Raw genomic sequence first — 23,210 nt, forward strand, 5'->3', positions numbered from 1 at the left:
ACCATTGAGCTTAGCTGCCAGCCCTTGAACCCGCATAAGCCAAACAGCGCTCCACAAACTCCAGCACCTCTTCTGAAACAGGATAGAGCCCAGTTTCCTCGGCAGGCATTTTCCTGACTTCCCAAAATTGGTCCATCAGTTCTGTATCTCCCTGGAAGCTTTTATTTGATAGATGGATTAATTCAGAAGCAATTTCAAAGCCTTCCTCCGACTCGGCTGGTATGTGGTGTTCCACGCACCATTCAATCCTTCGCAGCAGGGAAACATACTGCTGGGTGATTTCATCATTGCTGCCAAGGTTTGGGATTGTTTTTTCCAGGAACGCTATTTCCTCTTCCTGAAAATAGTCGGTCCATTTCTTGGAATGCTTTTGTGAATTTTGCACAAGCTCTGCGACTCGATCCCAGGATAGTGAATCCTCTAAATCGGTCATATTGATCAGAGATGCTGTGTTGGAGATGCTTGTTTGGAGCTCTGAGAGCTGCTCCTGAAGGTGATTATAGTGGGATACTAAGATTTGTTTATAAGAAAGCTGTTTCAGTACCTCACGGATCTCCTCTAACGGAAGCGAAAGGGACTTAAGAATCAATATTTTCTCCAATGTAAATAAGTCTTCCTCTGAATAATGTCGCTTTCCATTTTCATCTTTAAAGCTTGGCGCCAGAAGGCCGATTTGATCATAATAGCGGAGTGTGCGAACGGAAACATTGCGCTGCTTCGCTGCTTCTCCGGTTGTCCAAAGTTTCATCGGTACTCCTCCTAAAAAAAGCTTGCAGGTTACGTTGCGTCACCCAATATAGTTAAATTATACCATTTGGAAAGTTAGAAAGAGGGATGAAGAATGGGAACAGATCAAATGAATTGGAAAACACGGGACCGCTGGGGTTGGAGAGAATTTATTTTATTGATGCTGCTTGAATTTGCTGTTGTGATTGGTGTCGTGAAGCTCATTGTACAGCCTCTTTATGCCGAGTGGTTTAAAGACGATTTATATGCCGGGACATTAACCGGATTAACAATAGCCGTTATTCTAATGGCGGGGGTATATTTTACTGCCCTCCGCCCAAAAAAGCTTTCCTGGAGGGAGGTTGGAGTAAAAGGATTCGCTTTGAAGGATTGGAAGCTCATCGGGCTGTATTCGGCAGTCTTGCTGGCCGGCGCCGTCATCATTGTTGTGCTTACCAGCTTTATAGGCAATACGTGGGAAAACAGCAAAACTGAGGCCATGCAGCAAAACGTCACTTTTTTCACAGTGCTCATTGCCTTCATTTCAGCTGCTGTCATTTCGCCCATATATGAGGAAATCTTCTACCGGGGCTTCTTGTATCGCTGGCTGCGGACACGGATGGGGCTGAAGGGGGCGCTGCTGCTCAGCTCGCTGATCTTTACCATCATTCATATCCCGACCTATAACGTTATGCCCGTCAATTTCTTCAGCGGCATTCTTTTCGCCCTGGCTTACGAGCGGACAGGCTCCATCTGGCCTCCGGTTCTAATTCACGGGCTGACGAACGGGTTTATGGTGTTGCTGACTAGTCTTGGATAATGGGTGGGATTTTTGAATTTAAAAAAGAAGGGGACTGGATTGAGAATGTGGAAATATATTCCATGTAGAAAGGAAATGGAGGAGACTATGGGGTATATAGAAGATTTACGCAGTGTTGTAGGCAATGAGCCGCTCATATTGGTTGGCGTTGCAGTAGCGGTCATCAATGATATGGGAGAATTTTTGCTGCAAAAAAGGATTGACGGCCTCTGGGGCGTTCCCGGGGGATTCATTGAATTAGGCGAATCCACTGAAGAAGCTGGAAGAAGGGAAGTCCTGGAGGAAACCGGCATTGAAATAGGCAGGCTTGATTTGGCCGGCGTGATTTCAGGAAAAGAGCATCATGTGAAATTACCGAACGGAGATGAATTTTATCCTGTGACAATCGCCTATATTTCGAGGGATATGAAAGGCGGCGTTCTTAAAGCGGACGGGTTGGAAACGACTGAGGCAAAATTTTTCAGAGCAGATGAGCTGCCTGAAGCGCTGAATCCTATGATAAAGAATCTTATAAAGCAATATGCACAATCGCTGTCGCAGTAAAAAAGAAGCCGCCAAACCATGGCGGCTTTCTTGTGCCTTCTTATTCAAGAACATCCTTCCAAGTAACCCTAAACGCCAGCTTCCAAAAAACAGCCAGATATATAAGGGCAACTGCCATATACAGATAGATTCCATACGGCAGCAATGTGCTTAAGTAGTGCAGTCCGGCAAATAATCCGGCAAACAGCATCAGTCCGAATATAATCACACCATTGCCGCTCTGATTATACTGGTCAAAAGACTCCGAAAACGGAATCGCCGTTTTCAGGATCATGAAGCAAAGGACCGCATAGGTACAGGCATTGATAAACACGACAACCAGATCCGGCACAACTCTTGCCCCGAAAAGCAGGACAAACAGGACACTCAATATAGAGTAGATCGGCAGATACAATTTAAGGATGAATGCCTTTATCGTTCCGCTGAACATGGGGCCAAGCTGGTCTAAAGGCGCGGCTCTGAAAATCCAGCTCCCTTTATATTTACCTGAATATTTCAGAAGGATCATGATGGTCGGGATGATGATCATGCTGAAATAGATAGATAAATATGATTTGCTGCCTTCCAGGCGGCTGAGGTCTGTATCAAAGCTGCTGAATATCATTAGAAACGGAACGACGATGGAAAACCCTAATGAAGGGTACACCTTCAGCTTGAAATCCCGTTCATTTTTCATCATGCTGCTGGCAAATTTAAAGAATGCTCTTTCTTCCTTTGAGCGGCAAAGCACCTTCAGGAAGAATTGGCCGGTTTTGCTCCGCTTCTTTTCCTTAGCACTGCCGTGATAGGCAAGCTTCTGCAGGTTTTGCTCAAAAGACGAATTGAATTTCGTATAAATCCAAATGCTCAGGAACGGAACCACGATACTTAAAGCTGTAAAGATGATATAGAACGGCTGGAAGCGGCCGTTCAGCACCAATTCCATATTGGCTCCAAACCACATCGGGAAGATGAATACCTGCCACCATTCAGGCTCCAGTGAGACGGTGAAATCAATGATAGCGAAGGAGCGGATCAGCAATTGATAGCCGACCATAATCATCAGGGAAAGCCCGATCTGGACATAGTTAATAAGATCTTTTAATTTCTCCCCATCAAAGAATTTCAGGAATGCGAGATAGATAAGCGCAGTCAATCCAACGATAAACAGGTCAATCAGGATGATGTTAATGACTGCGGTCAGGAGGAATAAAGGCCCAATGTTAAAAAGCCCGACAAACAATGGTATTGTGGCAAGTGCGATGGTAAGAAATGATAGATAGATGACAACATGAACCATTTTCGCTGTATTGATCGTTTTGCGGTCAACAGGCTTCGGAAACAGGATATTCCGATCGCGTATATCCAGCAGAACCGTCGAAAAATCGGAAATCATCGCTGTCATGACAAAAAAGGTGAAGATCCCATAAAAAAGGCTCATTTGAAAAAGGTAGTTCTCACCCATCAGCAGAAAGGGAATCATGAACAGCCCGAATAAAACATAAATCCATAGTGATTTTATATACTGATTGCTCTTTTCCTTGTCTTCTGCCTTCCTCGCATTCTGCGCAAAAACGGTCGGCACACGGCGCCCATCCATCGTCAGCTTTACTTGCAGGATCATTCTCATAACCTTGTAGTCTACGCCCAAGCGGCTGAACATCCATTCAAAACGGTCTAATATTTTGAGAGTCTGAAAGTCCTGCATCCTTACATCTCCCCTACAATCGAAACAAATCTCGCACCCAGTTCCTTATGCTCGCTGAATCCTGTCAGCTGGTTAAAAATTTGCTCAAGCGAGCCTTCCGTCGTCTGCTGCAGCTCTTCAAAGGTGCCATCAGCAGCAATCCTGCCATCATGAAGGAGGATGATGCGGCTGCTGATTTTTTCAACCACATCCATGATGTGAGAAGAATAAAAGATGGTTTTGCCCTGCACAGCCAGCTGGGCCATGATCTCTTTAAAAATCATGACGCTGTTCGCATCCAGGCCATTGATGGGCTCATCAAAAAACAAGAGGTCCGGATTATGCAATAAGCTTGAAATGATGAGCAGCTTCTGCCGCATGCCCTTTGAATAAGAAGCAATCCTGGAATAATAGACCTCCCCAATGCCAAACAGCTCCATCAAGGCCTTAGCTTTATAGCTGGCAAGGTCAGAATCAATGCCGTACAGCTCGCCGATAAACGTTAAATACTCATGGCCCGTTAAATTGTCATAAACCTCAGCAATTTCAGGCACATAGCCGATTTTCCTTTTATAATCAATCTTCCCATCCGATATATCCTGGCCGAAGATCTTCACCCCGCCTGAATACCCGTCCTCAATCCCCAGCATAATTTTCACAGTCGTACTCTTTCCGGCACCATTTGGTCCGATATAGCCAATGATCTCCCCGCGCTTCACCTGAAAAGAAACACCTTTCAGCACAGGCTTCGATCCATAGCTCTTTTTCAGGTCTTCAATCTCTAATATGATGTCTTCCATACCCCTAACCCCATTTCAAAATAATTCCATTTATTATTAGTGTAACATTAGGTGCTGGGGGGCTAAAGGGTGGATTGGGAATTGTTTCATTTTTCCGGTTAAATATGATCTAAGAAGGATACTGTTGAACAAGTTGAGAGGGGGGACATTGGATTGGAATATGCGGGGAAAGTTCTGATGAGGCATTCAAACCAGGGTTTCATTGGCTCAGAGTACCTCAGAAGCCAGACATGGGTCACTCCATAGGGTGTTTCATCGATCCAGAGTGCTTCATAAAACCGATATGAGGCACTCAAAAGAGTTCACTAGGGTATCAGAGTGCTTCAAAAACGCTATATGAAGCACTCAAAAGAGTTCATTAGGGTGTCAGAATACCCCAGAATCCAAATATGAGTCACTCAGAATTGTTCACCAGCCCTTCAGAGTGCTTCAAAAACCTGACGTGAGGTACTCAAGACAACTAAACGCTGCCGCAAAGCACTTCAACTTGCCAACGCAAACATATTCGCGGCTCCTTTAAATCACAACCAATATTTGTTATCTATTTTTTACAATCCCTTTACTATCTCTTAAACTGCCATCAACAAAACTTCCTTATAGTTTTAATAGATTTATACATAACAGGAGGTTGATCCTATGTTTAAGAAAGGCCATTTGAGCAAAAAAATTCTTCCTATCGCCGTGATGTCAGTTGTTGCGCTTGGAAGCATCATATCTTTTGCTCCTGAGAAGGATGCACAGGCAGACAAAGGCGGAAAAGTTAAAAACGTCATTTTCCTGATTGGCGATGGAATGGGTGTTTCATATACCTCAGCCTATCGCTATATGAAAGATAACCCAAAAACACCGGGCGTCGAACAGACTGCATTCGATCCATATCTTGTCGGACAGCAAATGACCTATCCGGAAGACCCTTCTGAAAATATTACCGACTCTGCATCTGCAGCGACTGCGATGTCAGCAGGCGTTAAGACCTACAACGCCGCTATCGCCGTTGATAACGATAAAAAAGAAGTTAAAACTGTACTGGAAGCCGCAAAGGAAAGGGGCAAGGCGACCGGACTTGTGGCAACTTCTGAAATTACTCATGCGACTCCAGCATCTTTCGGTGCACATGATGAAACACGCAAGAACATGAATGGCATCGCAGATGATTATTATGATGAGCTGATCAATGGCAAGCATAAGGTTGATGTCCTTCTTGGCGGAGGCCTGTCAAACTTTGTGAGGGAAGACCGCAATCTGACAGAAGAGTTCCAAAAGGATGGCTACAGCTATGTGACGGACAAAAAACAGCTGCTGGCTGACAAGAATGACCAGATTCTTGGCTTGTTCGCTCCAGGCGGCCTTCCAAAGATGATCGATCGCCCGGCAGAGACACCATCTCTTGAGGAAATGACAAAGGCAGCCATTAAACGCTTGAATAGCGACAAAGACGGCTTTTTCCTGATGATAGAAGGAAGCCAGATCGACTGGGCCGGCCATGATAATGATATCGTCGGGGCCATGAGTGAAATGGAAGATTTCGAGAAGGCTTATAAAGCTGCTATCGAATTTGCCAAGAACGACAAGAATACACTTGTAGTGGCAACAGCTGATCACTCAACAGGCGGTTACTCCATTGGAGCTGACGGCGTGTACAACTGGTTCGCGGATCCAATCAAAGCTGCAAAGAAAACACCTGATTTCATGGCTGCGGAAATCACCAATGGCGCAGATGTTGAAAAGACACTGAAAACGTACATCGACCAGAAGCAGCTTGCCCTGACACCGGAGGAAATCAAGGCGGTTAAAGATGCAGCCGCATCTAAAAAAGCAGTGGATATTGATAATGCAATCGAGAATATTTTTAACAAGCGCTCCTACACCGGCTGGACTACTGGCGGCCATACAGGCGAGGACGTACCAGTTTATGCTTACGGCCCTTACAAAGAACGCTTTGCCGGCCAGGTCAACAATACAGACCATGCCGAAATCATTTTTGATTTGCTGAAGAGCAAAGGAAACAAATCACACTGGTGGTTCAATAACTAAAATATCCATAAGCTTCCCGCTGCCCAGCGCATCGGGAGCTTTTTCTTAAGGGAGGATACTCACTTGAAAAAGCTGGTTCTCATCATGCTGGCAGCGGCCCTTGCCGGCTGTTCAGCGGAATCCCAGACCCAAAAAAACCCAGACAGCGGGGAGCCGACGGTCAAGGCCTCTGCAGCAGTCAAAAAGGATGTATATGTGCCCAACCCGCAGGTGACAGATGACAGCAATCTGGTACTGGTCGGCGAGACCGTTAAGGACCGCAAGGGCGAGCTTACCCTGAAAGCGTACAACCCGGTCAATGAGACCATTAAAGTCGGGCCAATAACGATGACTGTCAAAGATGTCAAAGTGCTTCACTATGTACCGGATTACAGCATGATCGACTTTTTCCATGCTTTTACCCATGAAGAAGCATTCGACTTTGTAAAGGTAAGCTTTGAAATAGAAAACGATACCGACACTTCAGTCAAATTTAATCCGATTGCGGCCCTGAGGATGAACAGTGGCGAGCATAAAACATGGGAAGACGATATCTACCTGGAAGAGCTGACCGGGGAAATCGCAGGCAATTCCGTTAAAAAGGGCAGCATGGGCTTTATCCTGGAAAAGAATGATGACTATCAATCGGTGGATCTGTTGACGAGCGATGCTGTCAATGAATCCCATGATGTGGTTGAGCAGGGGAAGCATGTGAGCGTAAAACTGAACTAGAATCTGGCAGAACCATTTCTGGCGGCAATTGGTTTCAATGCTGGAAAGAATCGTGAGCTTTACTAAATCAGCCGGCTAGTAGACTATCACCTGTTAAACAGATTCCGCTTCAAAATACATGAAGTTAAAAGAAAAGGCATTGCGCAGAGGCAATGCCTTTTTGTGTGTTCCTTATTTAGCCTCATTCATATAATTTTCAACCAGTTCATAGCATCTTTCTTCTGTGAGATCGGCCAGGACAGCGACATATTCTAAATGTTCCTGCGTGCCTCCTTCATACTTGAGGGATGCCTCCAATGCGCGGGCGTCACGTTCCTTTAGCCAGTCGCGCTGTTCTTCTCTTAAGGATTCCATCTCTTCTGCCGGAAGCCGCTCTTGTAGAACTCCATAAATCTCATTCAGCCTTTCATCCCAGATTTCCCAACGGTCATTTTCTACTTTTTTCAAAGCGTATGTTGATGAATCTGCCGCTTCTAATGCGTCTGCTTCTTTTTTGCTGTTATTCAGTTTTTGGAGATACTCTTCCTTCAAGCTATCTTCGGTTTCATTGGCGGGAGGGTCTTCTTCTTTTTCAGATGCTGTGTCATCTGTATTCGTGCTGCCGGTATTTGTGTCATCTTCTGCAGAGTCTGCACCAGAAGATTCATGCTCTGCATCTTGAGACGAATCATTATTCTGCTGCTTCTCGGACTCATCGTTTGATACACCAGCTGAGCTTTCACAAGCCGCTAATAGCAGTACTAATAAAACAGCAAATATGGCTATGTAATGTTTGCCTTTGTTTTCCATGTTAAAAAACCCCCTCTTTTAATTCATAACGTATTCTGGCGCCCAGTTAATAGATTTGGCTTCCTATTATACTGTAACATTATCTCTTTTAACTGGAAAAGCGGAGGGGGATCTGCTTTTCCCAATATCGTTAAAAAGCCTGCCTTTCATAAAGAAATGCAGGCTTTCATCTGATTTGGCCAATGCGGCATCGGTTTAAACGGAATAGGATTGCTCTGATTTCACAGGCTTTCGCGCCAGCAATGAACTGAATATAGCAAGCAGCGGCAATATCAAAGTCAAATACAATATTTCCTGATAGCCGCCGAAGAGATCGAACGCAAAACCGAAAGGAAGGGGGCCGAGTGCCGAGCTGATGACGGTCACGGTCATGGCAGTTCCTTTAATGCTGCCAAGTGACTGCCTGCCGAAGTAGCTGGGCCACACATAATTGAGGGCGATCCTCTCAAAACCGCCGCTGATGCCCCACAGCACCCCGAAAATGATGGCAACCGTGACGTTTTTGGCGGACAGCAATATCAGAATAAAGACGATTTCCCCAAGGAAAATGCCGGCGAGGACATAATTTACTTTTACTTTATCAAGAATGAAGCCGGCTGCGAGTGTAATCGGAAAGCCGATGATGGCCATCAGGCTTAAAACCACCGCTGCCAAACCAGGCGATAGATTCTGGACCCCGAAAATGGAAATGAGATGGAAGGTAAGCCCGGTATTGACTAATGCCGGTATGGACACACAGAACAATAGCATCCAAAAAGCCTTGGTTTTCATGGCTTCCTTCAAGGTCCAGTTTTCTTCTAGTTCGCTCTCAGCCATATTCTGCTCACCTGGTTTCAGGACCGGCTTCTGCCGTCCGTCCGGAAGGAGGCCGATATCTTCAGGCTTGTTCCGGATCAAGAGAAAGGCAAGCGGTACAAAAATGACCAGGAGGGCAACTCCCCACACACGCCAGGAAAAGCTCCATCCCCATGTATTGACCAGCCAGGCATTCAGCGGCGGGAAAAGGGCAGAGCTGGTGAAGCCCCCCAAGGCCATCAGACTCAATGCCTTTCCCCGGTTCTGGATGAACCATTGAGGTACAAGTGTGTTGGGGATAAGGGACATAGAACCCTGACCGAGCAGTCTTACCAAGAAGAAACCGACAAAAAGCATGGCGGTATTGGCAACAAGGCTGTTCCAGAAACACGCCAGTGCCAGGCTGAATCCAACAGCAACTGCCATTTTGCGCTGTCCATGCCGGTCAATGAAGCGCCCGACAAAAAACATGCACAGTCCTGCACATAGAGTAGCTGCCGAGTAGACCGCTGACACCTGAGAACGGCTCCATCCGAAGTCACGTATATAAGAATCAATAAAAACTGAAACAGAGTAGGTCTGCCCAGGGCCGGAGAAAAACACGCCGAGGGCAGCCACAAACACAATGACCCAGCCGTAATAGATGCCCTGGAATCTCTCTTTTATCATTGAAAATCCCCCTATCCACATGAAGTACCGAAAAATGGAGAAATAAAGGGGATCAGCTTTCTAAATACCGGTAAAGCGTAGACTTGCTGATGCCGGTTTGTTCCTTGATCTCCCTCAGGCTGTATTGCTTGCTCTGATACATTTCGATGGCGCGGCGGACGTTTTCATCTGCCTTGCGCGGCCTTCCGGCAATATTTCCTTTTTCCTTGGCTGCCAAAAGCCCCTGCTTCGTTTTCTCGCTTTTCACATCGCTTTGAAATTCAACGAGATGCCTGGCTATGTAAAGAAAAGAATAGCCGGCAGGATTGCCTGTATCAATATTTTCAGCAAGTGAAAAAATAAAAGCATTCTTTGAATTGACTTCTTCCAGCAATTCAACAAGGTGGCGTGAGGAATCCGCCAGGCTGAATAACCTGGTGACCATAATCTTGTCGCCAGGCTTAAGCCCTTCCAGCAGGGAGTCCAGCTGCGTGCGTCTCTTTGGCGATGCATGCTCTTCTGCCAAAATGATTTCACAGCCCGCTTTCTGCAGTGTATTCCGTTGATTTTCACAGTTTTCATCGCCCTGAAGAGGCCTCATATATCCGATAAGCATGATTTTTCTCCTTTAATGAAAGGTTTACAATCAGCATAACACATTGTGATTTCGTAAATAAAGGTTCAAAATGGTTCCTTTTTAGGAAGATTCGTGCTAGACTGTCTTAGTTGAGTTTTGGTTATTCATTATCTTTATATATATAGGAGGATCTAAATTGGTCGAAAAACTTAAGAAAGAATGGTTTTCAAACGTAAGGGCGGATATTCTTGCAGGCATCGTCGTCGCTCTTGCCCTCATTCCAGAGGCGATCGCTTTTTCCATTATAGCAGGTGTCGATCCCATGGTGGGTCTATACGCTTCCTTCTCTATCGCTGTCATTATCGCCTTTGTCGGCGGAAGGCCCGGGATGATTTCAGCCGCCACAGGGGCAATGGCCTTATTGATGGTGCCGCTCATCAAAGAACATGGACTTGATTATCTTCTGGCAGCCACTATTTTGACTGGTGTCCTGCAGATCATTTTCGGGGTATTAAAAGTAGCCAAGCTGATGAAATTCATTCCGCGTGCGGTCATGATCGGGTTCGTTAATGCTTTAGCCATCTTGATTTTCATGGCACAGGTGCCGCACTTCCTGGGCATTTCCACAATGACCTATGTGTTCGTCGCGATAACTCTTGCCATTGTTTATATACTCCCAAGGTTTCTAAAAGCCATCCCGGCTCCTTTAATTGCGATAGTCGTATTGACGGCCATTGCGATCTATTCTGGTACAGAGCTTCGGACGGTAGGTGATTTGGGGGCCATCACCAGATCATTGCCATCTTTCTTTATTCCGGATGTGCCATTCAGCTTTGAAACACTGGCCATTATTTTTCCATACTCACTAGCTTTATCAATTGTTGGATTACTTGAATCGCTGCTGACAGCTTCCATCGTCGATGATATGACAGGCACTGAAAGCAATAAAAATGAAGAATCCAGGGGCCAGGGGATGGCAAACCTGGTGAATGGCTTCTTTGGCGGCATGGCAGGATGTGCAATGATCGGACAGTCTGTCATCAATGTCAAATCAGGCGGAAGAGGACGACTGTCCACTTTGACAGCAGGCCTTTTCCTGATGTTTCTCATCATTGTACTGGGAGATCTGGTTGTGCAGATACCGATGCCGGTCCTTGTAGGGATCATGATCATGGTATCGATTGGAACATTTGACTGGAGCTCATTCACTTATCTGCGGAAAGCGCCGAGAACAGATGCGGTTGTTATGCTTGCAACAGTTGCCATTGTTGTTGCCACCCATGACCTCTCAAAGGGTGTTCTGGCAGGAGTGATCCTCAGTGCCGTTTTCTTTGTCTGGAAAATATCAACTGTCAGGCTGGGCAAAAGAACGGACAAGCAAAAAGTGGTATACGAAGTAGAAGGCCAATTGTTTTTTGCTTCTGTTGAAAGCTTTCTTGATTCATTGGATTTTGCTGTCCAAAATGAAACGGTCATTTTGGACTTCACAAACGCCCATATATGGGATGATTCAGCCGTGGGGGCGATTGATAAGGCCGTCTTCAAATTCAGGGAGAACCATAATGACGTACAAGTGATCAACCTGAATGCAGCGAGCAAGAAGCTGGTCGACAAGCTGGCGGCCTTCCAGGATCCAAACTCAAAACTATCAGCACATTAAAGGAAAAGGGGAATAAATATGTACAAGAGGATCCTTCTGGCCATTGACGGGTCAGAGCATTCAGAAAGAGCCACAGACCAAGCTGCCGGGCTGGCAGAGCTGTCCGGTGCATCAATAGAAATCGTCTATGTCGCGGACTATTCCAAAGCTATGACTGACGTCCTCCATACACAAAGCAAAGAGGACCTTGATCTTGCGAGGCGGGAAAAGCTTTTGCCTTTTGAAGAAAAGCTGGAGGCGCTCGGTACTTCCTTCAGTGTCAAAATCCTTCATGGCGAACCTGGCCCTGCAATCGTTGAATATGCCAATTCTTCTGATGCTGACCTGGTTGTCATCGGCAGCCGCGGATTGAATGCTCTCCAGGAAATGGTTCTCGGGAGTGTCAGCCATAAAGTCGTGAAAAGGACAGACTGCCCTGTCCTTATCGTAAAATAAAACAGATGCCCTCCAGTCCAGGAGGGCAATATTTCCTTTTTTATTCTGAACCATGGCTATTCAAATAAGAAATAGTTATAATCATAAATAAGTTGCGGGAAAAGCTTTTTTTACAAAAAAAGAAAGCGGTATCATTCTTAATATCAGGAGGTTATCAAATGTACCAAAAGATATTATTAGCAACAGATGGTTCAGAGCACAGTAAAAGGGCTGCTGAAAATGCCATCCATATCGCCAAATGCAGTTCAGGTTCCAGGATTGAAATCGTCTATGTCGCCGATCCTGATAAAGCCAAGTCGGAAACGCTGAGCCACTGGAATTCTGCCAATCTTGGCGAGGGGAAAAAGAGGCGGCTGGCTGAAGTTGAAAAGCTTGCAAAGGAATCCGGAGTACAGTATGAGATCATTGTTCTGGATGGAGACCCGGGCCCATGCATTGTCGACTATGCCAATAAAAATAAAGCTGATATCGTAATCATCGGCAGCAGGGGGCTGAATGTCCTGCAGGAATTCGTTCTGGGAAGTGTGAGCTATAAGGTTGCCAAGCGGGCGGCCTGTCCGGTGCTGATTGTGAAGTGAGCTGCGGCTTTGCATATAAAAAAAACCTGCCTTCCAAATGGATAAGCAGGCTTTCTTTAAATATGGAACAGCCACACAATAACCGGACCAAACACGGATCCAAGAAGGGCGCACAGGGTCATCGAAACAGAGCTCATGGAGACGCTGACTTCGCCGTACTCGGACGCTTTTGAGGTGCCGAGTCCGTGTGAGGCGCTGCCGAGTGCGATGCCGCGGCCAAGCGAGGAGCGGATCCGGACCCACTTGATGATGGAAGGGCCTAATAGGACACCTGAGAAGCCGGCGAGTGTGACAAAGATGACGGTCATGGAAGGAATGCCTCCAATACCGTCTGCAATCTGCATGGCAACGGGCGTGGTGATCGATTTAGGGATGAGCGACAGGATGAGCTCGTGGTTCATCCCGAGCAGCATAGCAAACAGCATGCCGGTGATCATCCCGGTGATCAGGCCCGTGAACACGCCGCCAAGTACTGGCAGACTGTATTTTTTCAAAACTTCGCGCTGAGTATAAAGCGGATAGGCAAGGGCAGTCACAGCAGGGCCAAGCAAAAAGTGGATCCATTTCCCGCCTGTCATATACTCTTTATACGGCACATGAAGTCCTGCAAGCAGGGCGACAATAATGATGGTAGAAGTCAGGACTGGAATGAATACAGGATAAGAATATCGCTTATATACGGAAGCCATCACCATATAGATGGTGATGGTCGAGAAAATCATCAGGATTGCGATGATAAGGCTTTGCACGCTTTTTTCTCCTTTCGTTTATCGGCACGGTTTTCTAAAAACTGGCTCATCAGGCCTGCAGCGGCAATCGTGGCTATCGTACTCACGACAACGATGGCAGCCAGTACTGCTCCGGTAGCGGAAAGCAGGCTCGGATAATTGACGACACCTGCCATCGACGGGATGAACAGGAGAGGCAGGATCGACAGCAGGAAGCTTGCTCCGTCTTTCACAAAGATGACCGGCACAATATGGAGCAGCAAACAGGCAAGCAGCAGTAAGAGTCCTATGATGCTGCCTGGTATTGGTATATGGAAAGCCCGCTGGATCACATCACCCGTAAAGGTGAAGGCGTATAGTACACAGATTTGGAGGACAATTTGCAGCCATTTCATGATAGTCATAGCCGTCCTGGAAAATAAGAACAGCGTTCCTCCTTTCAAAATCACTTTACTTTTCAGATAAATGTTTGTATAGTACAAGTATATATTTGTATTATACAAGCATTTTAATCTTTGTCAATCTATGTGCCACTCATACTAGGAGATGAAAGCATGTCAAAAGAGAAACAAAACGACGTTGAACTAATAGAATACGAATTGGCGACCTTCATCCGCAAGGCAGTCTATCTTGAGCAGTCGGAAAAGAAGATCGGCCAGCTGGAGCGCTCAGCCTATCTGCTGCTCAGACAGCTTGATGAATTCGGCCCAGCCCGCGTTAAAGAGCTTGCTGAAGCATTTAAGCTTGATATCTCGACATTGTCCAGACAGGCTGCGTCACTTGAATCAAAGGACCTTATCAAGCGCTGTTCCGATCCAAAGGATGGCAGAGTAAGCGTATTTTCAATTACAGACCTGGGAAAAGAAAAACTGGAAGCAGATATCGCAAACCGAAGGGCCCATTATTTCAAAGTTCTAAATGACTGGACAGAAGAAGAAAAGGAGATGTTCGGAAAGCTGGTTGTCCGACTCAATACTTCGTTCTTTGAGTAGCTTTTAAGACTTGAAAAAAAAGTAAGCGCATCCATACTCGGAGCCGACAGGGAATTTCCATCTGCTTCCCCTTTGATATAATAAGAGAAAAAGAGTGAAAAAAGAGGGAATCTTATGCTTCTCTATAAAATATCAGCATACCTGATGCTTGCCGGCCTGATATGCCTGCTTGGCGACGGAATTTGGATTATCAGCAGCTATGAAGACCCTGCTCCTTATCCGTTCGCCGCCTATCTATGGCTCTTTGCCGGAGTTCTTCTTATGCTCATATCTTTTACTTTTATGGAAGTGCTGAAGGGGAAGGCCGGCGGAAGCGATTCAGGCTTCCCTGGTTCTAAAAGAAAAGATATGAGGGAATATATCCAGCCTTTAGCGGCAAAGGCACAAAACGGTGATAAGCGTATTTGGGCTTTGCTGATTGCCGTGGTAATCATCCTGGCTGCGGTCTTTTTTGCCTTTCCGGGTTTTCCGCTGCTCGATGTAGTTTTCACAGTGATCCCGACAGCTGTTGGAGCCGGCTTCGTTCTATATATGGCGAAAGCCGAGCCGGAGGAAGACGATGAACCAGGCAAAGCTTACCGCTGGCTGCGTTTCATTGATTACCGCAGGCATCCGTTGAGCCTCGCCCTCCTGTTATTTATTCTGATGAACTTGTCATTGCTTTTATCCAAAAAATACGGAATCAGCCTTGTGATTGATCAGGAAGGCTACAGCCCTTATGCCACCTCGCTCAGGACAGAATTCCATCTCAATGCCGCTCTCCTGGTGTCCTGTGCCTGCCTGTATATCAACCAGCACGCCCCATTTCTCGGCTTTCATCAAATAAACACCAGCCATATGGTCGTAGTCGGAATTCATTTTTTTGAGATTCTGGTCTGCGGTGTTGGATTGTTTGTGCTGATTTTGAGCTGGGTTTAGGAGGTTATACTGATGGAAGTCAAAGCTTACTTGGAGAGGACTTTCCCTAATCTTATATTAAAGCCGAGCCTTTACTCCCAATGGAATATTGGCATCCACTTTGAACTCGGGAACGGAATCTATCAGTTCAAGGAAGATGGGGAATTGAACCTGGATCTGTTCGAGACTGTATACAGCCAGGCATGCTCCATTTTTATGTCACTTTTTTCGGAAGAAGATGAAATGGCTGTTGCTTTAAATATCTATCATCCCGAAACGGACAGAACGACAAAAAGGCCAACAAAGGTGTTTGGTCATTACTTAATAAATAAGAAGCTTAAATATAAAATCATACATGAAACTCTTAAGCATCTGCTTAATGATGAAGAGGCCGGGTATACTTCCCGATATTATCTGAAAGGCAGAAAAAGTGATTTTCATTGCCGCAAGCTTATTGAAGCAGCCTGCAATGAAGACTTCCTCCTGAAGCCAAGGTTCGGCAGTGCGGAGGTTTCCTATTATCCTGATATTTTTTTCATTAACATGACGAGGGATATTATCTTTTTCATCTATGATGACCGCGGATGTGAGGTTATTGCAGCCCGGACTGATAGCTTAAGGCAGCTGTATGGTGAATATAGCGAATGGGTTGATGAATATCATATGTGACTGCAAAGAGTGCTTAATTGCGCCTCTCTTTGCAGTTTTTTTTATGTTGACTTTCCCAAAAAGATACAATAAACTAACAAAGTACTCAAATTAAAGTACTTTTAATAAAGTATATTAGTAAAAGTAATATAAATTTCACAGAAGGAAGGAAAGCAATAATGAAATTTACGCAGTTTCTAAAAACACGAGGGGCGATCGCATCGATTTTTATGGGGATTTTTTATGCAGCTGCGATGCTTGGCATCTTTCTCCCAGGCTATTCTGCGATTCCAGGGAATGTCGATCAAATGCCGATTGCGATAGTGAACGAAGATGCCGGCACTTATGGTGCCCAGATTGCCGGGCAGCTCCAGGAGAATCTGCCTTTTAAAGAAATTGAAACAGATATAAGCAATAAGCAGGCCATTAAAGACCTGAATCATAATGACCTGGCTTTAGTTGTGCGAATTCCGGAAACCTTCTCTGCGGATCTGCAAAAAGGTGAGGGATCGACAGGGATTGATTTTACAATTAATGAAGCCTCGGCCACTACCGTTTCTTCTACTATGAAATCTGTCGTCGGTGAAATTAACAACCAGCTGCGCAGCCAATTCTCACAGCAAACCGCACAGGGTGTCCTGATGAACTTTAATCTGCCGGAAGACCAGGCAGCAGAGATGGCTAAAAAAATTGAAACAGCGTATAGCGGGACTGTCATTTCAATCAATAAGATTCCAGCTGGCATGAATAATAATATGCTGCCGATGTTCCTGACAATGGCCGGCTATGTTGGTGCGATGATTGGTGCGATGCAGCTGGTCGCCGCTTTCAGGGAAAGCCGCGGCAAAGCAAGTAAAACCAGGCTGTTTCTTTATGTGCAATTAACAGCTCTTCTGATCGCTGTTGTATCATCGGCTGTTGCCGTCGGAGTGGCGTATCTGGTCAATGAGCCAAGCGGTGATCTGTTCTTCGGCATGGCCGGACAGCAGATTCTGAACTATATGGTCTGCTTCAACTTCACAGCAGTCCTGGTTTTCCTGATCGGAGAGGGCGGCATGGTGTTGAACCTGCCAATCCTGCTGATGCAGACATTGGCCAATGGCGCTACGATCTCAAGGGAAATGATGTATGCTCCATTCCAATGGATGAGCCATATTTCTCCTATGTACTACTCTGTGCAGGCATATATGGCCAATATGTACAGCAGCATCAGTCCGAGCCCGTACCTCTGGTCCATGGCTGCAGTCGGAGGTGCTGCCATGCTGATCAATATCGCCATTGTTGCGTTCCTTCACAAACCGGCTCCGGTCGTGATTCCAGAGCTTGACGCAAGTGATTCCCTCAAGGCTGCAGGTGAAGTCACCGCCTAGTTTTGCTATGATATGAAGAGAGTCTTCTTCCAGGAGGATATAGTATGTCCATACAAATTTTCATATTGAGCAAACTGATGGAGGATAATAATTATCCGTATAAATTAAAAAAACAGCTTTCCGAACCGATTCCGCTCGATCAGCTGAGCGGGCTGACGGAAAGCAAGCTGTACTACCACTTCGATACACTGGCGAAGCAGGGCCTCATTGAGACAGTCGAAATCATCAAAGAGGAACATCGCCCTGATAAGCAGGTGTTCGGTATCACAGCAAAAGGCCGTGAAGAATTGCCGAAGAAAATCTACAAGGAATTCGAGAAATCCACTGGGATCGGGGAGATGGTCGTCGCGATCGCCAATATTAAATATGTGGACCGCGGCAAGGTCATCACCATCCTGGAAAAAAAGCTGGACGCCATCAAGGCCCGCTGGGAGCAGATCAGCAGCATAGACGCCGAGAAGCATGTCGGCGAGGCACAGCAGAATATCAGAGAGTTCATGGAAGGCTATGTTTCAACCAGGATGGAGCATACGATTCACTGGCTGGAAGAGCTGATCCGGCGGGTGGAGCGGAAGGAAATTTAGCGTTCCAGGAGAGAGCTGGAGCCACTATTTCAGAGACAAGCCGGAATAGTGGTTCCAGGTAAGAGAGCTGGAGCCACTATTTCAGGGAAAAGCCGGAATAGTGGTTCCAGATGAGGGAGCTGGAGCCACTATTTCAGGGACAAGCGGAATAGTGGTTCCAGGTAAGAGAGCTGGAACCACTATCTCTGGGTAAAGCCGAAATAATGGTTCCAGCTAAGAAAAAAAATTGATAAATGCCCCTAAAGATGCCGCACTTCAGGCTGCCGACTAAGTCGGCAGCCGTTTTTATATTGTTAGCTCATACGTTTCCAGCCGCTTCCTCCCGGGAAGGTTTATAATAAAGTAAATTCAATACAATTGGCGGGGTGTTAAAAATGGGAGAAGCGGAATTAGTCCTGGACGCAAATGCCACATTGGGAGAAGGCCCATGCTGGGACGCAGAAAAGCAGTTATTATACTGGGTGGATATCAAGGAGAAAAAGGTGAATATCTTCAACCCGGCTTCAGGAGAAAACCGGGAGATCCAGCTGGATCAGAACATAGGGACGATTGTTCCGAGAAATGCGGAGGAAGCGGCAGTTGCGTTGGAGGATGGCCTTTATCTTCTTAACTTAGAGACAGAGAAGCTCACTTTAATAAAAGAATTAGAGAGCGATATTCCTTCTAATCGTTTTAATGACGGCAAGTGTGATCCTGCCGGCCGGTTCTGGGCAGGGACGATGGACCAGCAGGGGGCAGGTGCTGAAGGGGCGCTGTACTGTCTGGATACCGATCAGCAAGTTGAGAAAAAGTTAGATCAGCTTGGCATTTCGAATGGCCTAGCGTGGTCACCGGATAACAGATTCATGTATTTCATCGATACACCAACCAAAAAGATCAGCCGCTTTGATTTTGACCTCGGAACGGGGGCAATTGAAAACCGCACTGAAGTCATCAGCTTTCCAGAAGGAGACGGTGCACCGGACGGGATGACGATTGATGGAGAGGGAATGCTGTGGATTGCCCACTATGGCGGCGGCAAGGTATCGAGATGGAATCCTCATACAGGCAAGAAGCTGTCAGAAATAAAGGTCCCTGCCAAGAATGTGACCTGCTGTACATTCGGGGGCGAGGACTTAAAGGACTTGTACATCACCACTGCAAGAGATGGGCTGAACGAAGAGCAGCAGAAAGAGTATCCATTGTCAGGCGGGCTGTTCAGGGTAAAAACGGATGTGAAGGGAAGTCCGGCTTATTCTTATAAAGGTTAAAATCTGAGCTGCCATTAAGGCAGCTTTTTTAGTTTTCCAGCCCATACTACTATATAAGCATCTTAATAATTCTTAATAAATTCCCTAAGAAATTCTTCAGGTTTTGAATTTATGCTAAAGGTATAAATTCGACAGATGGAGTGAAGCGAAATGAAAGGGCATGTATTTCTGCAGCAATATTTAAAGCATCCAAGAAAAGTTGGGGCACTCTTGCCAAGCTCCGGCTATCTGGCTGAAAAGATGGTCAGTGATCCTGCATTCGGGAGCGCTAAATTGATTGTTGAGTATGGCCCTGGAACAGGCGTGTTCACCAAAAAGATCCTGGAATACAGAAACTCCGATGCGACCGTCCTATTGATCGAAAACAACTTGGAATTTTATTCTTTGCTGAAGGAAAAATATCAGAACGAAGATAATGTGATTATTGTTAACGGGTCGGCAGAGAAGATAGATTTTTATATTGAAAGCTTCGGACTTGGAAAGATTGATTTTGTCATCTCCGGACTGCCCTTTGCAAGTTTGCCTGAGCCTGTGTCCCATGCTATCTTAAATAACACCAGAAGGCTGCTGGGACCTGAAGGGCGTTTCATCACCTTTCAATATACAATGCTGAAAAAAGCATATATAGAGCAATTCTTTAAGAATATAGACATTAAACGGGAGTACCGCAATTTTCCGCCGGCTTATGTACTGAGCTGCAGCAACGATAAACTAGAAGTATGATGGGATGTGTTACGGGTGGATGGCAATATTTTAATTGTGGACGACGATAAAGAAATCAGGCATTTGATTTCGGTATATCTGGAAAACGAAGGGCTGAAGACAAGCCAGGCGGAGAACGCGCTGGAAGCTTTAGGCAAGCTGGAAGAGCAGGCATTCGATTTGATTATCCTGGATATCATGATGCCGGAAATGGATGGCATAGAAGCATGCATGAAAATCAGGGAAGAGCAGCATATGCCGATCATCATGCTCTCGGCGAAATCGGAAGATATGGACAAGATCCAGGGATTGACCTCAGGGGCAGACGATTATATATCAAAGCCGTTCAACCCTCTTGAGCTGATCGCAAGGGTCAAATCCCATTTGAGAAGATACAAGAAATACAATACAGAATCAGAAGCAGATAAAAATGTGATTGTGATTGGCAGCCTGGAGATCAATACAGATACAAGGCTGGTGTATGCAGGCGGAAAAGAGATCAGACTTACCCCAAAGGAATTTGATATCCTCGAGCTGCTTGCGAGAAACAAAGGGATTGTCATGAGCGTCAGCAAGATTTACGAGTCCGTCTGGAAAGAGGACCTCCTGAAATCGGACAACACAGTCATGGTCCATATTACAAAAATCAGGGAGAAAATCGAGGAAGACCCTAAGCATCCGATTTATATCAAAACCATCTGGGGCGTGGGATACAAGATATGATGCTGAAAAACAGGCTATTTTTTAAACTTCTCGGGTCTATCGCCATCAGCTTTGTAGCATCTTTCCTGGTGATGGTTCTGCTATCTCAAATGATTTTCAGAGTGTACGATGTGAAATTTCTGACAGAACTGAGTGTGCCGATTTACAATGTCACCATGTTCCTGTTTTTTACAATCATTATTTTAAGCTTCATTCTGGTTTTCCTTTTGCTGGTACGCAAGAAAATCTTCTATTTGAAGATGATCAGCGATCGTGTCCAGGAAATAGCCGGAGGACAGTTGGGCCTGACCATCCATATCAAAGGGAAGGATGAACTATCCCAGCTCGCCGGTAATATCAATTTTATGTCCAAGGAGCTTGAGAGCAGATTTGAGCATGAAAGAAGCCTTGAAAACGCCAAGAATGAATTGATCACCAATGTTTCCCATGATTTAAGGACTCCGTTAACCTCGATTATCGGCTATCTGGATCTCTTGAGAAAAGGGCAATACCAGGACAGCACAGAATTAAAGGAGTATCTGGAAACAACCTATTCGAAATCACAAAGGCTGAAATCACTGATGAATGAGTTATTGGAATACACACGGCTGGCCAGTCCTGATGTTCTCTTGAATATGGATAAGGTTGACCTCTCAGCTTTATTAAGGCAGATGGCCGGCGAGTATATGCCCATCATGGAACGGGAGCAGCTCACCGTTCATTCTGCTATTACAGGAGAGCCTGTCCGGATTTTAATGGACGTGGAAATGATGGTGCGGGTTTATGAAAATCTTTTCTCGAATAGCATAAAATACAGTACGAAGCCCTCTTCAATAGAACTCTCTCTAAATGCTGAAGGCTCCATGGCCGTACTGAAAATTTCCAATAGGACGGATAAGCCTCCTGTTGCCGACTTGAATCAATTATTCGACCGGTTTGTCGTAGGCGAAAAAGCGAGAACAGAAAGCCAGGGAACAGGTCTGGGACTGGCTATTTCCAAAAGGATCGTTGAGCTGCATGGCGGGAAGATCTACGCGGAATACGCAGAGGGCTGGATGACAGTTGTGGTGGAGCACCAGATATAGCTTTGGGGCTGGAAGAGTCAGTAAGGATTTTTCGGAGAAGGAGCGGGCCAATTCTTTGGCAATGCAGCAATTTTTCAGCTCCAGGGGCTCATTGCCAATACTTCTTCATCAAGAAAATCCAGGATTTTGGCAGAAGCAGCCCGAATCATTTCTTTTCGGATTTTATCTATGTTCTATAAATTTTCTTCTTCTGAATCTTCTCGTTCTGTTTTACCTGAAAAGGAAAAATCAGCCTGCCAGGCTGATTTTTTAAATTATTCCTCATCTTTAAGATCCTCAATAAGCTGCTTCATTTCATCGATTTCCCTAACCTGCGCTTTAATGATCTCATCTGCGAGCTTCCTTACTCTTGGATCCGATATTTGTGCACGCTCGCTAGTCAATATTGCGATGGAATGGTGGGGGATCATACCTTCCATATAATCGACATCATCGACAAGCGCCTGGCTCCGGATCAGGAACAGCGATAAAAAGAATAAGAGGAAGCTGGCAGCCAGGATGCCTATGTTGGCTTTCTTGTTTTTCAGCATATTTCTCATAAAGAGAAGCATGATCACAGCCATGGTTGCCCCCATCAGCAAAGCCATGTATGCGCGCATCTCGCTGAAGAAGATATGATCCGCCTTAAAGGTGCTCCAATATTTAAAAAGGAACATAATAATGGTAGAGGTCACGACCATTCCGGCAAATTTCCAGTATGGTTTCAATTCTGCTCACTCCTTTTCTTAAATTGGGGTTATAGGTTAAATCCCCTTTAAGTTTGCAGAATGTGTGCATACTTTCCTTTTATTTTATTTTCCATTGATAGCCAATGCCCCATACGGTTGCCAAATGCTCTTCTATTGGAAAGGAAGCCCCCTTTAATTTTTCGCGCAGATTCCTTACATGAGAGTCTACCGTCCTGATTTCTGTGCTGGCATTAATATCCCATGCGACTGCCAGCAGCTGATCCCGTGTATATACGCGTTCAGGATGTTTCATTAGTGTTTCGAGCAGCAGGAATTCTTTTAAGGTCAGCGAAACGGCTTTCCCTTTATACTTTAATGTATAAGAATCCATATCCAGTTTGAAATCCCCGCGTATGACTTCTTTTGCCCCATGCTGGATTTGCTGCCTCCTGAATAAAGCATTTACCCGGGCGAGCAGCACCCTCTCATCGAAAGGCTTGGTCACATAGTCGTCGGCTCCGCAATCAAATCCTTTGATCATATCCAGATTGTCGGTCCTGGCTGTGAGCATAATTATGGGGACATTCGAAAATTCTCTGATTTTCCGGCATGTCTCCAGACCGTCCAGCTCTGGCATCATAATGTCGAGCAGCAGCATGTCAACATGTGTACGTTTAACCAGCTGGATTGCCTCATATCCGTCTTTCGCCCTCAGGCATTTGTAACCATGCGGCTCCAGGAACAGAGCCAGCAAATTCTTCATCCGTTCCTCGTCATCAACAAGCAAAATGGTTTTCAAAAA

At 45.6% G+C, this 23,210-nt stretch carries 27 protein-coding genes; 16 read left to right on the top strand and 11 right to left on the bottom strand.

Annotated features, from left to right (window positions below; all coding sequences use genetic code 11):
• Positions 1–10: 10 nt before the first annotated feature.
• Positions 11–748, bottom strand: coding sequence for a MerR family transcriptional regulator (locus ABU165_RS04840; RefSeq protein WP_318059670.1), 738 nt, complete (start codon positions 746–748; stop codon positions 11–13).
• Positions 749–841: 93 nt separating this feature from the next.
• Here ABU165_RS04840 and ABU165_RS04845 point away from each other — a divergent pair, with 93 nt between their 5' ends.
• Both ABU165_RS04845 and ABU165_RS04850 read left to right on the top strand, forming a co-directional pair.
• A complete protein-coding gene (locus ABU165_RS04845) occupies positions 842–1,546 on the top strand; it encodes a CPBP family intramembrane glutamic endopeptidase (RefSeq protein ID WP_318059671.1) in 705 nt (234 codons plus the stop codon).
• An 87-nt stretch (positions 1,547–1,633) separates the two neighbouring features.
• Positions 1,634–2,089 (top strand): NUDIX hydrolase, encoded by a 456-nt coding sequence (locus tag ABU165_RS04850; RefSeq protein ID WP_318059672.1) that lies wholly within the window; start codon positions 1,634–1,636, stop codon positions 2,087–2,089.
• Positions 2,090–2,129: 40 nt separating this feature from the next.
• Here the strand turns inward: ABU165_RS04850 and ABU165_RS04855 are convergent, their stop codons facing one another.
• Entirely contained in the window at positions 2,130–3,776 is a 1,647-nt protein-coding gene (locus tag ABU165_RS04855) for a hypothetical protein (protein ID WP_318059673.1), read from the bottom strand.
• 2 nt (positions 3,777–3,778) lie between these two features.
• Entirely contained in the window at positions 3,779–4,555 is a 777-nt protein-coding gene (locus ABU165_RS04860) for an ABC transporter ATP-binding protein (RefSeq protein ID WP_318059674.1), read from the bottom strand.
• Positions 4,556–5,191: 636 nt separating this feature from the next.
• Between ABU165_RS04860 and ABU165_RS04865 the strand changes: the two genes are divergently transcribed.
• On the top strand, positions 5,192–6,589 hold the full coding sequence (locus ABU165_RS04865; protein WP_318059675.1) for an alkaline phosphatase: 1,398 nt from the start codon (positions 5,192–5,194) through the stop codon (positions 6,587–6,589).
• Positions 6,590–6,652: 63 nt separating this feature from the next.
• Complete coding sequence (locus tag ABU165_RS04870) at positions 6,653–7,300, top strand: DUF4352 domain-containing protein (RefSeq protein ID WP_253618864.1); 648 nt, start codon at positions 6,653–6,655, stop codon at positions 7,298–7,300.
• 171 nt (positions 7,301–7,471) lie between these two features.
• On the opposite strand, the gene ABU165_RS04875 is transcribed toward ABU165_RS04870, so the two are convergent.
• The 3 genes from ABU165_RS04875 to ABU165_RS04885 form a co-directional block, all read right to left on the bottom strand.
• Positions 7,472–8,089: a lysozyme inhibitor LprI family protein gene (locus ABU165_RS04875; RefSeq protein ID WP_253618862.1), complete on the bottom strand. Its 618-nt coding sequence runs from the start codon at positions 8,087–8,089 to the stop codon at positions 7,472–7,474.
• A gap of 195 nt (positions 8,090–8,284) precedes the next feature.
• Positions 8,285–9,553, bottom strand: a complete 1,269-nt coding sequence (locus tag ABU165_RS04880; RefSeq protein ID WP_318059676.1) for an MFS transporter — start codon at positions 9,551–9,553, stop codon at positions 8,285–8,287.
• 52 nt (positions 9,554–9,605) lie between these two features.
• The gene (locus tag ABU165_RS04885) at positions 9,606–10,148 is read right to left on the bottom strand and encodes a recombinase family protein (RefSeq protein ID WP_318059677.1); all 543 of its coding nucleotides are present in this window, start codon (positions 10,146–10,148) and stop codon (positions 9,606–9,608) included.
• Positions 10,149–10,305: 157 nt separating this feature from the next.
• Between ABU165_RS04885 and ABU165_RS04890 the strand changes: the two genes are divergently transcribed.
• From ABU165_RS04890 to ABU165_RS04900, 3 genes are all read left to right on the top strand, one after another.
• Entirely contained in the window at positions 10,306–11,769 is a 1,464-nt protein-coding gene (locus ABU165_RS04890; RefSeq protein ID WP_318059678.1) for a SulP family inorganic anion transporter, read from the top strand.
• Between the two features lie 18 nt (positions 11,770–11,787).
• Positions 11,788–12,204, top strand: coding sequence for a universal stress protein (locus ABU165_RS04895; RefSeq protein ID WP_148974985.1), 417 nt, complete (start codon positions 11,788–11,790; stop codon positions 12,202–12,204).
• 158 nt (positions 12,205–12,362) lie between these two features.
• Entirely contained in the window at positions 12,363–12,782 is a 420-nt protein-coding gene (locus ABU165_RS04900) for a universal stress protein (RefSeq protein ID WP_318059679.1), read from the top strand.
• 56 nt (positions 12,783–12,838) lie between these two features.
• On the opposite strand, the gene ABU165_RS04905 is transcribed toward ABU165_RS04900, so the two are convergent.
• Positions 12,839–13,531 carry an LrgB family protein gene (locus ABU165_RS04905; protein ID WP_022544558.1) on the bottom strand — a complete coding sequence of 231 codons (693 nt, stop codon included), beginning with the start codon at positions 13,529–13,531 and terminating at the stop codon, positions 12,839–12,841.
• Positions 13,504–13,905: a CidA/LrgA family holin-like protein gene (locus tag ABU165_RS04910; protein WP_035402941.1), complete on the bottom strand. Its 402-nt coding sequence runs from the start codon at positions 13,903–13,905 to the stop codon at positions 13,504–13,506. The genes ABU165_RS04905 and ABU165_RS04910 overlap by 28 nt, the downstream gene beginning before the upstream one ends.
• Before the next feature lie 159 nt (positions 13,906–14,064).
• Here ABU165_RS04910 and ABU165_RS04915 point away from each other — a divergent pair, with 159 nt between their 5' ends.
• The 9 genes from ABU165_RS04915 to ABU165_RS04955 all read left to right on the top strand — a co-directional run bounded on the left by ABU165_RS04915 (position 14,065) and on the right by ABU165_RS04955 (position 21,740).
• The gene (locus ABU165_RS04915; RefSeq protein WP_148949949.1) at positions 14,065–14,502 is read left to right on the top strand and encodes a MarR family winged helix-turn-helix transcriptional regulator; all 438 of its coding nucleotides are present in this window, start codon (positions 14,065–14,067) and stop codon (positions 14,500–14,502) included.
• A gap of 114 nt (positions 14,503–14,616) precedes the next feature.
• A complete protein-coding gene (locus ABU165_RS04920) occupies positions 14,617–15,420 on the top strand; it encodes a hypothetical protein (protein WP_318059680.1) in 804 nt (267 codons plus the stop codon).
• A 12-nt stretch (positions 15,421–15,432) separates the two neighbouring features.
• Entirely contained in the window at positions 15,433–16,068 is a 636-nt protein-coding gene (locus ABU165_RS04925) for a DUF3885 domain-containing protein (protein WP_009794487.1), read from the top strand.
• A gap of 158 nt (positions 16,069–16,226) precedes the next feature.
• Positions 16,227–17,417, top strand: a complete 1,191-nt coding sequence (locus ABU165_RS04930; RefSeq protein ID WP_318059681.1) for a YhgE/Pip domain-containing protein — start codon at positions 16,227–16,229, stop codon at positions 17,415–17,417.
• Positions 17,418–17,461: 44 nt separating this feature from the next.
• Positions 17,462–18,001, top strand: coding sequence for a PadR family transcriptional regulator (locus tag ABU165_RS04935; RefSeq protein ID WP_009794485.1), 540 nt, complete (start codon positions 17,462–17,464; stop codon positions 17,999–18,001).
• A gap of 374 nt (positions 18,002–18,375) precedes the next feature.
• A complete protein-coding gene (locus ABU165_RS04940; protein WP_318059682.1) occupies positions 18,376–19,251 on the top strand; it encodes an SMP-30/gluconolactonase/LRE family protein in 876 nt (291 codons plus the stop codon).
• A gap of 150 nt (positions 19,252–19,401) precedes the next feature.
• On the top strand, positions 19,402–19,974 hold the full coding sequence (locus ABU165_RS04945; protein WP_009794483.1) for a class I SAM-dependent methyltransferase: 573 nt from the start codon (positions 19,402–19,404) through the stop codon (positions 19,972–19,974).
• A 15-nt stretch (positions 19,975–19,989) separates the two neighbouring features.
• Entirely contained in the window at positions 19,990–20,676 is a 687-nt protein-coding gene (locus ABU165_RS04950) for a response regulator transcription factor (RefSeq protein ID WP_009794482.1), read from the top strand.
• Entirely contained in the window at positions 20,673–21,740 is a 1,068-nt protein-coding gene (locus ABU165_RS04955; protein WP_455550504.1) for a sensor histidine kinase, read from the top strand. The genes ABU165_RS04950 and ABU165_RS04955 overlap by 4 nt, the downstream gene beginning before the upstream one ends.
• A gap of 74 nt (positions 21,741–21,814) precedes the next feature.
• Here ABU165_RS04955 and ABU165_RS25165 read toward each other — a convergent pair whose 3' ends face one another.
• From ABU165_RS25165 to ABU165_RS04965, 3 genes are all read right to left on the bottom strand, one after another.
• The gene (locus tag ABU165_RS25165; protein WP_224949783.1) at positions 21,815–21,910 is read right to left on the bottom strand and encodes a hypothetical protein; all 96 of its coding nucleotides are present in this window, start codon (positions 21,908–21,910) and stop codon (positions 21,815–21,817) included.
• Between the two features lie 84 nt (positions 21,911–21,994).
• Complete coding sequence (locus ABU165_RS04960; protein WP_318059683.1) at positions 21,995–22,447, bottom strand: DUF305 domain-containing protein; 453 nt, start codon at positions 22,445–22,447, stop codon at positions 21,995–21,997.
• Between the two features lie 79 nt (positions 22,448–22,526).
• Positions 22,527–23,207 (bottom strand): response regulator transcription factor, encoded by a 681-nt coding sequence (locus tag ABU165_RS04965; protein ID WP_009794478.1) that lies wholly within the window; start codon positions 23,205–23,207, stop codon positions 22,527–22,529.
• Positions 23,208–23,210: the final 3 nt, after the last annotated feature.

Source organism: Cytobacillus sp. T106, assembly GCF_040492155.1.
Classification (GTDB): Bacteria; Bacillota; Bacilli; order Bacillales; family Cytobacillaceae; genus Bacillus_AB; species Bacillus_AB infantis.

Coding starts and splice junctions, on each gene's coding strand:
- ABU165_RS04840 (WP_318059670.1), bottom strand. CDS start 748: ATGAAACTTTGGACAACCGGAGAAGCAGCGAAGCAGCGCAATGTTTCC.
- ABU165_RS04845 (WP_318059671.1), top strand. CDS start 842: ATGGGAACAGATCAAATGAATTGGAAAACACGGGACCGCTGGGGTTGG.
- ABU165_RS04850 (WP_318059672.1), top strand. CDS start 1,634: ATGGGGTATATAGAAGATTTACGCAGTGTTGTAGGCAATGAGCCGCTC.
- ABU165_RS04855 (WP_318059673.1), bottom strand. CDS start 3,776: ATGCAGGACTTTCAGACTCTCAAAATATTAGACCGTTTTGAATGGATG.
- ABU165_RS04860 (WP_318059674.1), bottom strand. CDS start 4,555: ATGGAAGACATCATATTAGAGATTGAAGACCTGAAAAAGAGCTATGGA.
- ABU165_RS04865 (WP_318059675.1), top strand. CDS start 5,192: ATGTTTAAGAAAGGCCATTTGAGCAAAAAAATTCTTCCTATCGCCGTG.
- ABU165_RS04875 (WP_253618862.1), bottom strand. CDS start 8,089: ATGGAAAACAAAGGCAAACATTACATAGCCATATTTGCTGTTTTATTA.
- ABU165_RS04880 (WP_318059676.1), bottom strand. CDS start 9,553: ATGATAAAAGAGAGATTCCAGGGCATCTATTACGGCTGGGTCATTGTG.
- ABU165_RS04885 (WP_318059677.1), bottom strand. CDS start 10,148: ATGCTTATCGGATATATGAGGCCTCTTCAGGGCGATGAAAACTGTGAA.
- ABU165_RS04895 (WP_148974985.1), top strand. CDS start 11,788: ATGTACAAGAGGATCCTTCTGGCCATTGACGGGTCAGAGCATTCAGAA.
- ABU165_RS04900 (WP_318059679.1), top strand. CDS start 12,363: ATGTACCAAAAGATATTATTAGCAACAGATGGTTCAGAGCACAGTAAA.
- ABU165_RS04910 (WP_035402941.1), bottom strand. CDS start 13,905: ATGAAATGGCTGCAAATTGTCCTCCAAATCTGTGTACTATACGCCTTC.
- ABU165_RS04915 (WP_148949949.1), top strand. CDS start 14,065: ATGTCAAAAGAGAAACAAAACGACGTTGAACTAATAGAATACGAATTG.
- ABU165_RS04920 (WP_318059680.1), top strand. CDS start 14,617: ATGCTTCTCTATAAAATATCAGCATACCTGATGCTTGCCGGCCTGATA.
- ABU165_RS04925 (WP_009794487.1), top strand. CDS start 15,433: ATGGAAGTCAAAGCTTACTTGGAGAGGACTTTCCCTAATCTTATATTA.
- ABU165_RS04930 (WP_318059681.1), top strand. CDS start 16,227: ATGAAATTTACGCAGTTTCTAAAAACACGAGGGGCGATCGCATCGATT.
- ABU165_RS04935 (WP_009794485.1), top strand. CDS start 17,462: ATGTCCATACAAATTTTCATATTGAGCAAACTGATGGAGGATAATAAT.
- ABU165_RS04940 (WP_318059682.1), top strand. CDS start 18,376: ATGGGAGAAGCGGAATTAGTCCTGGACGCAAATGCCACATTGGGAGAA.
- ABU165_RS04945 (WP_009794483.1), top strand. CDS start 19,402: ATGAAAGGGCATGTATTTCTGCAGCAATATTTAAAGCATCCAAGAAAA.
- ABU165_RS04955 (WP_455550504.1), top strand. CDS start 20,673: ATGATGCTGAAAAACAGGCTATTTTTTAAACTTCTCGGGTCTATCGCC.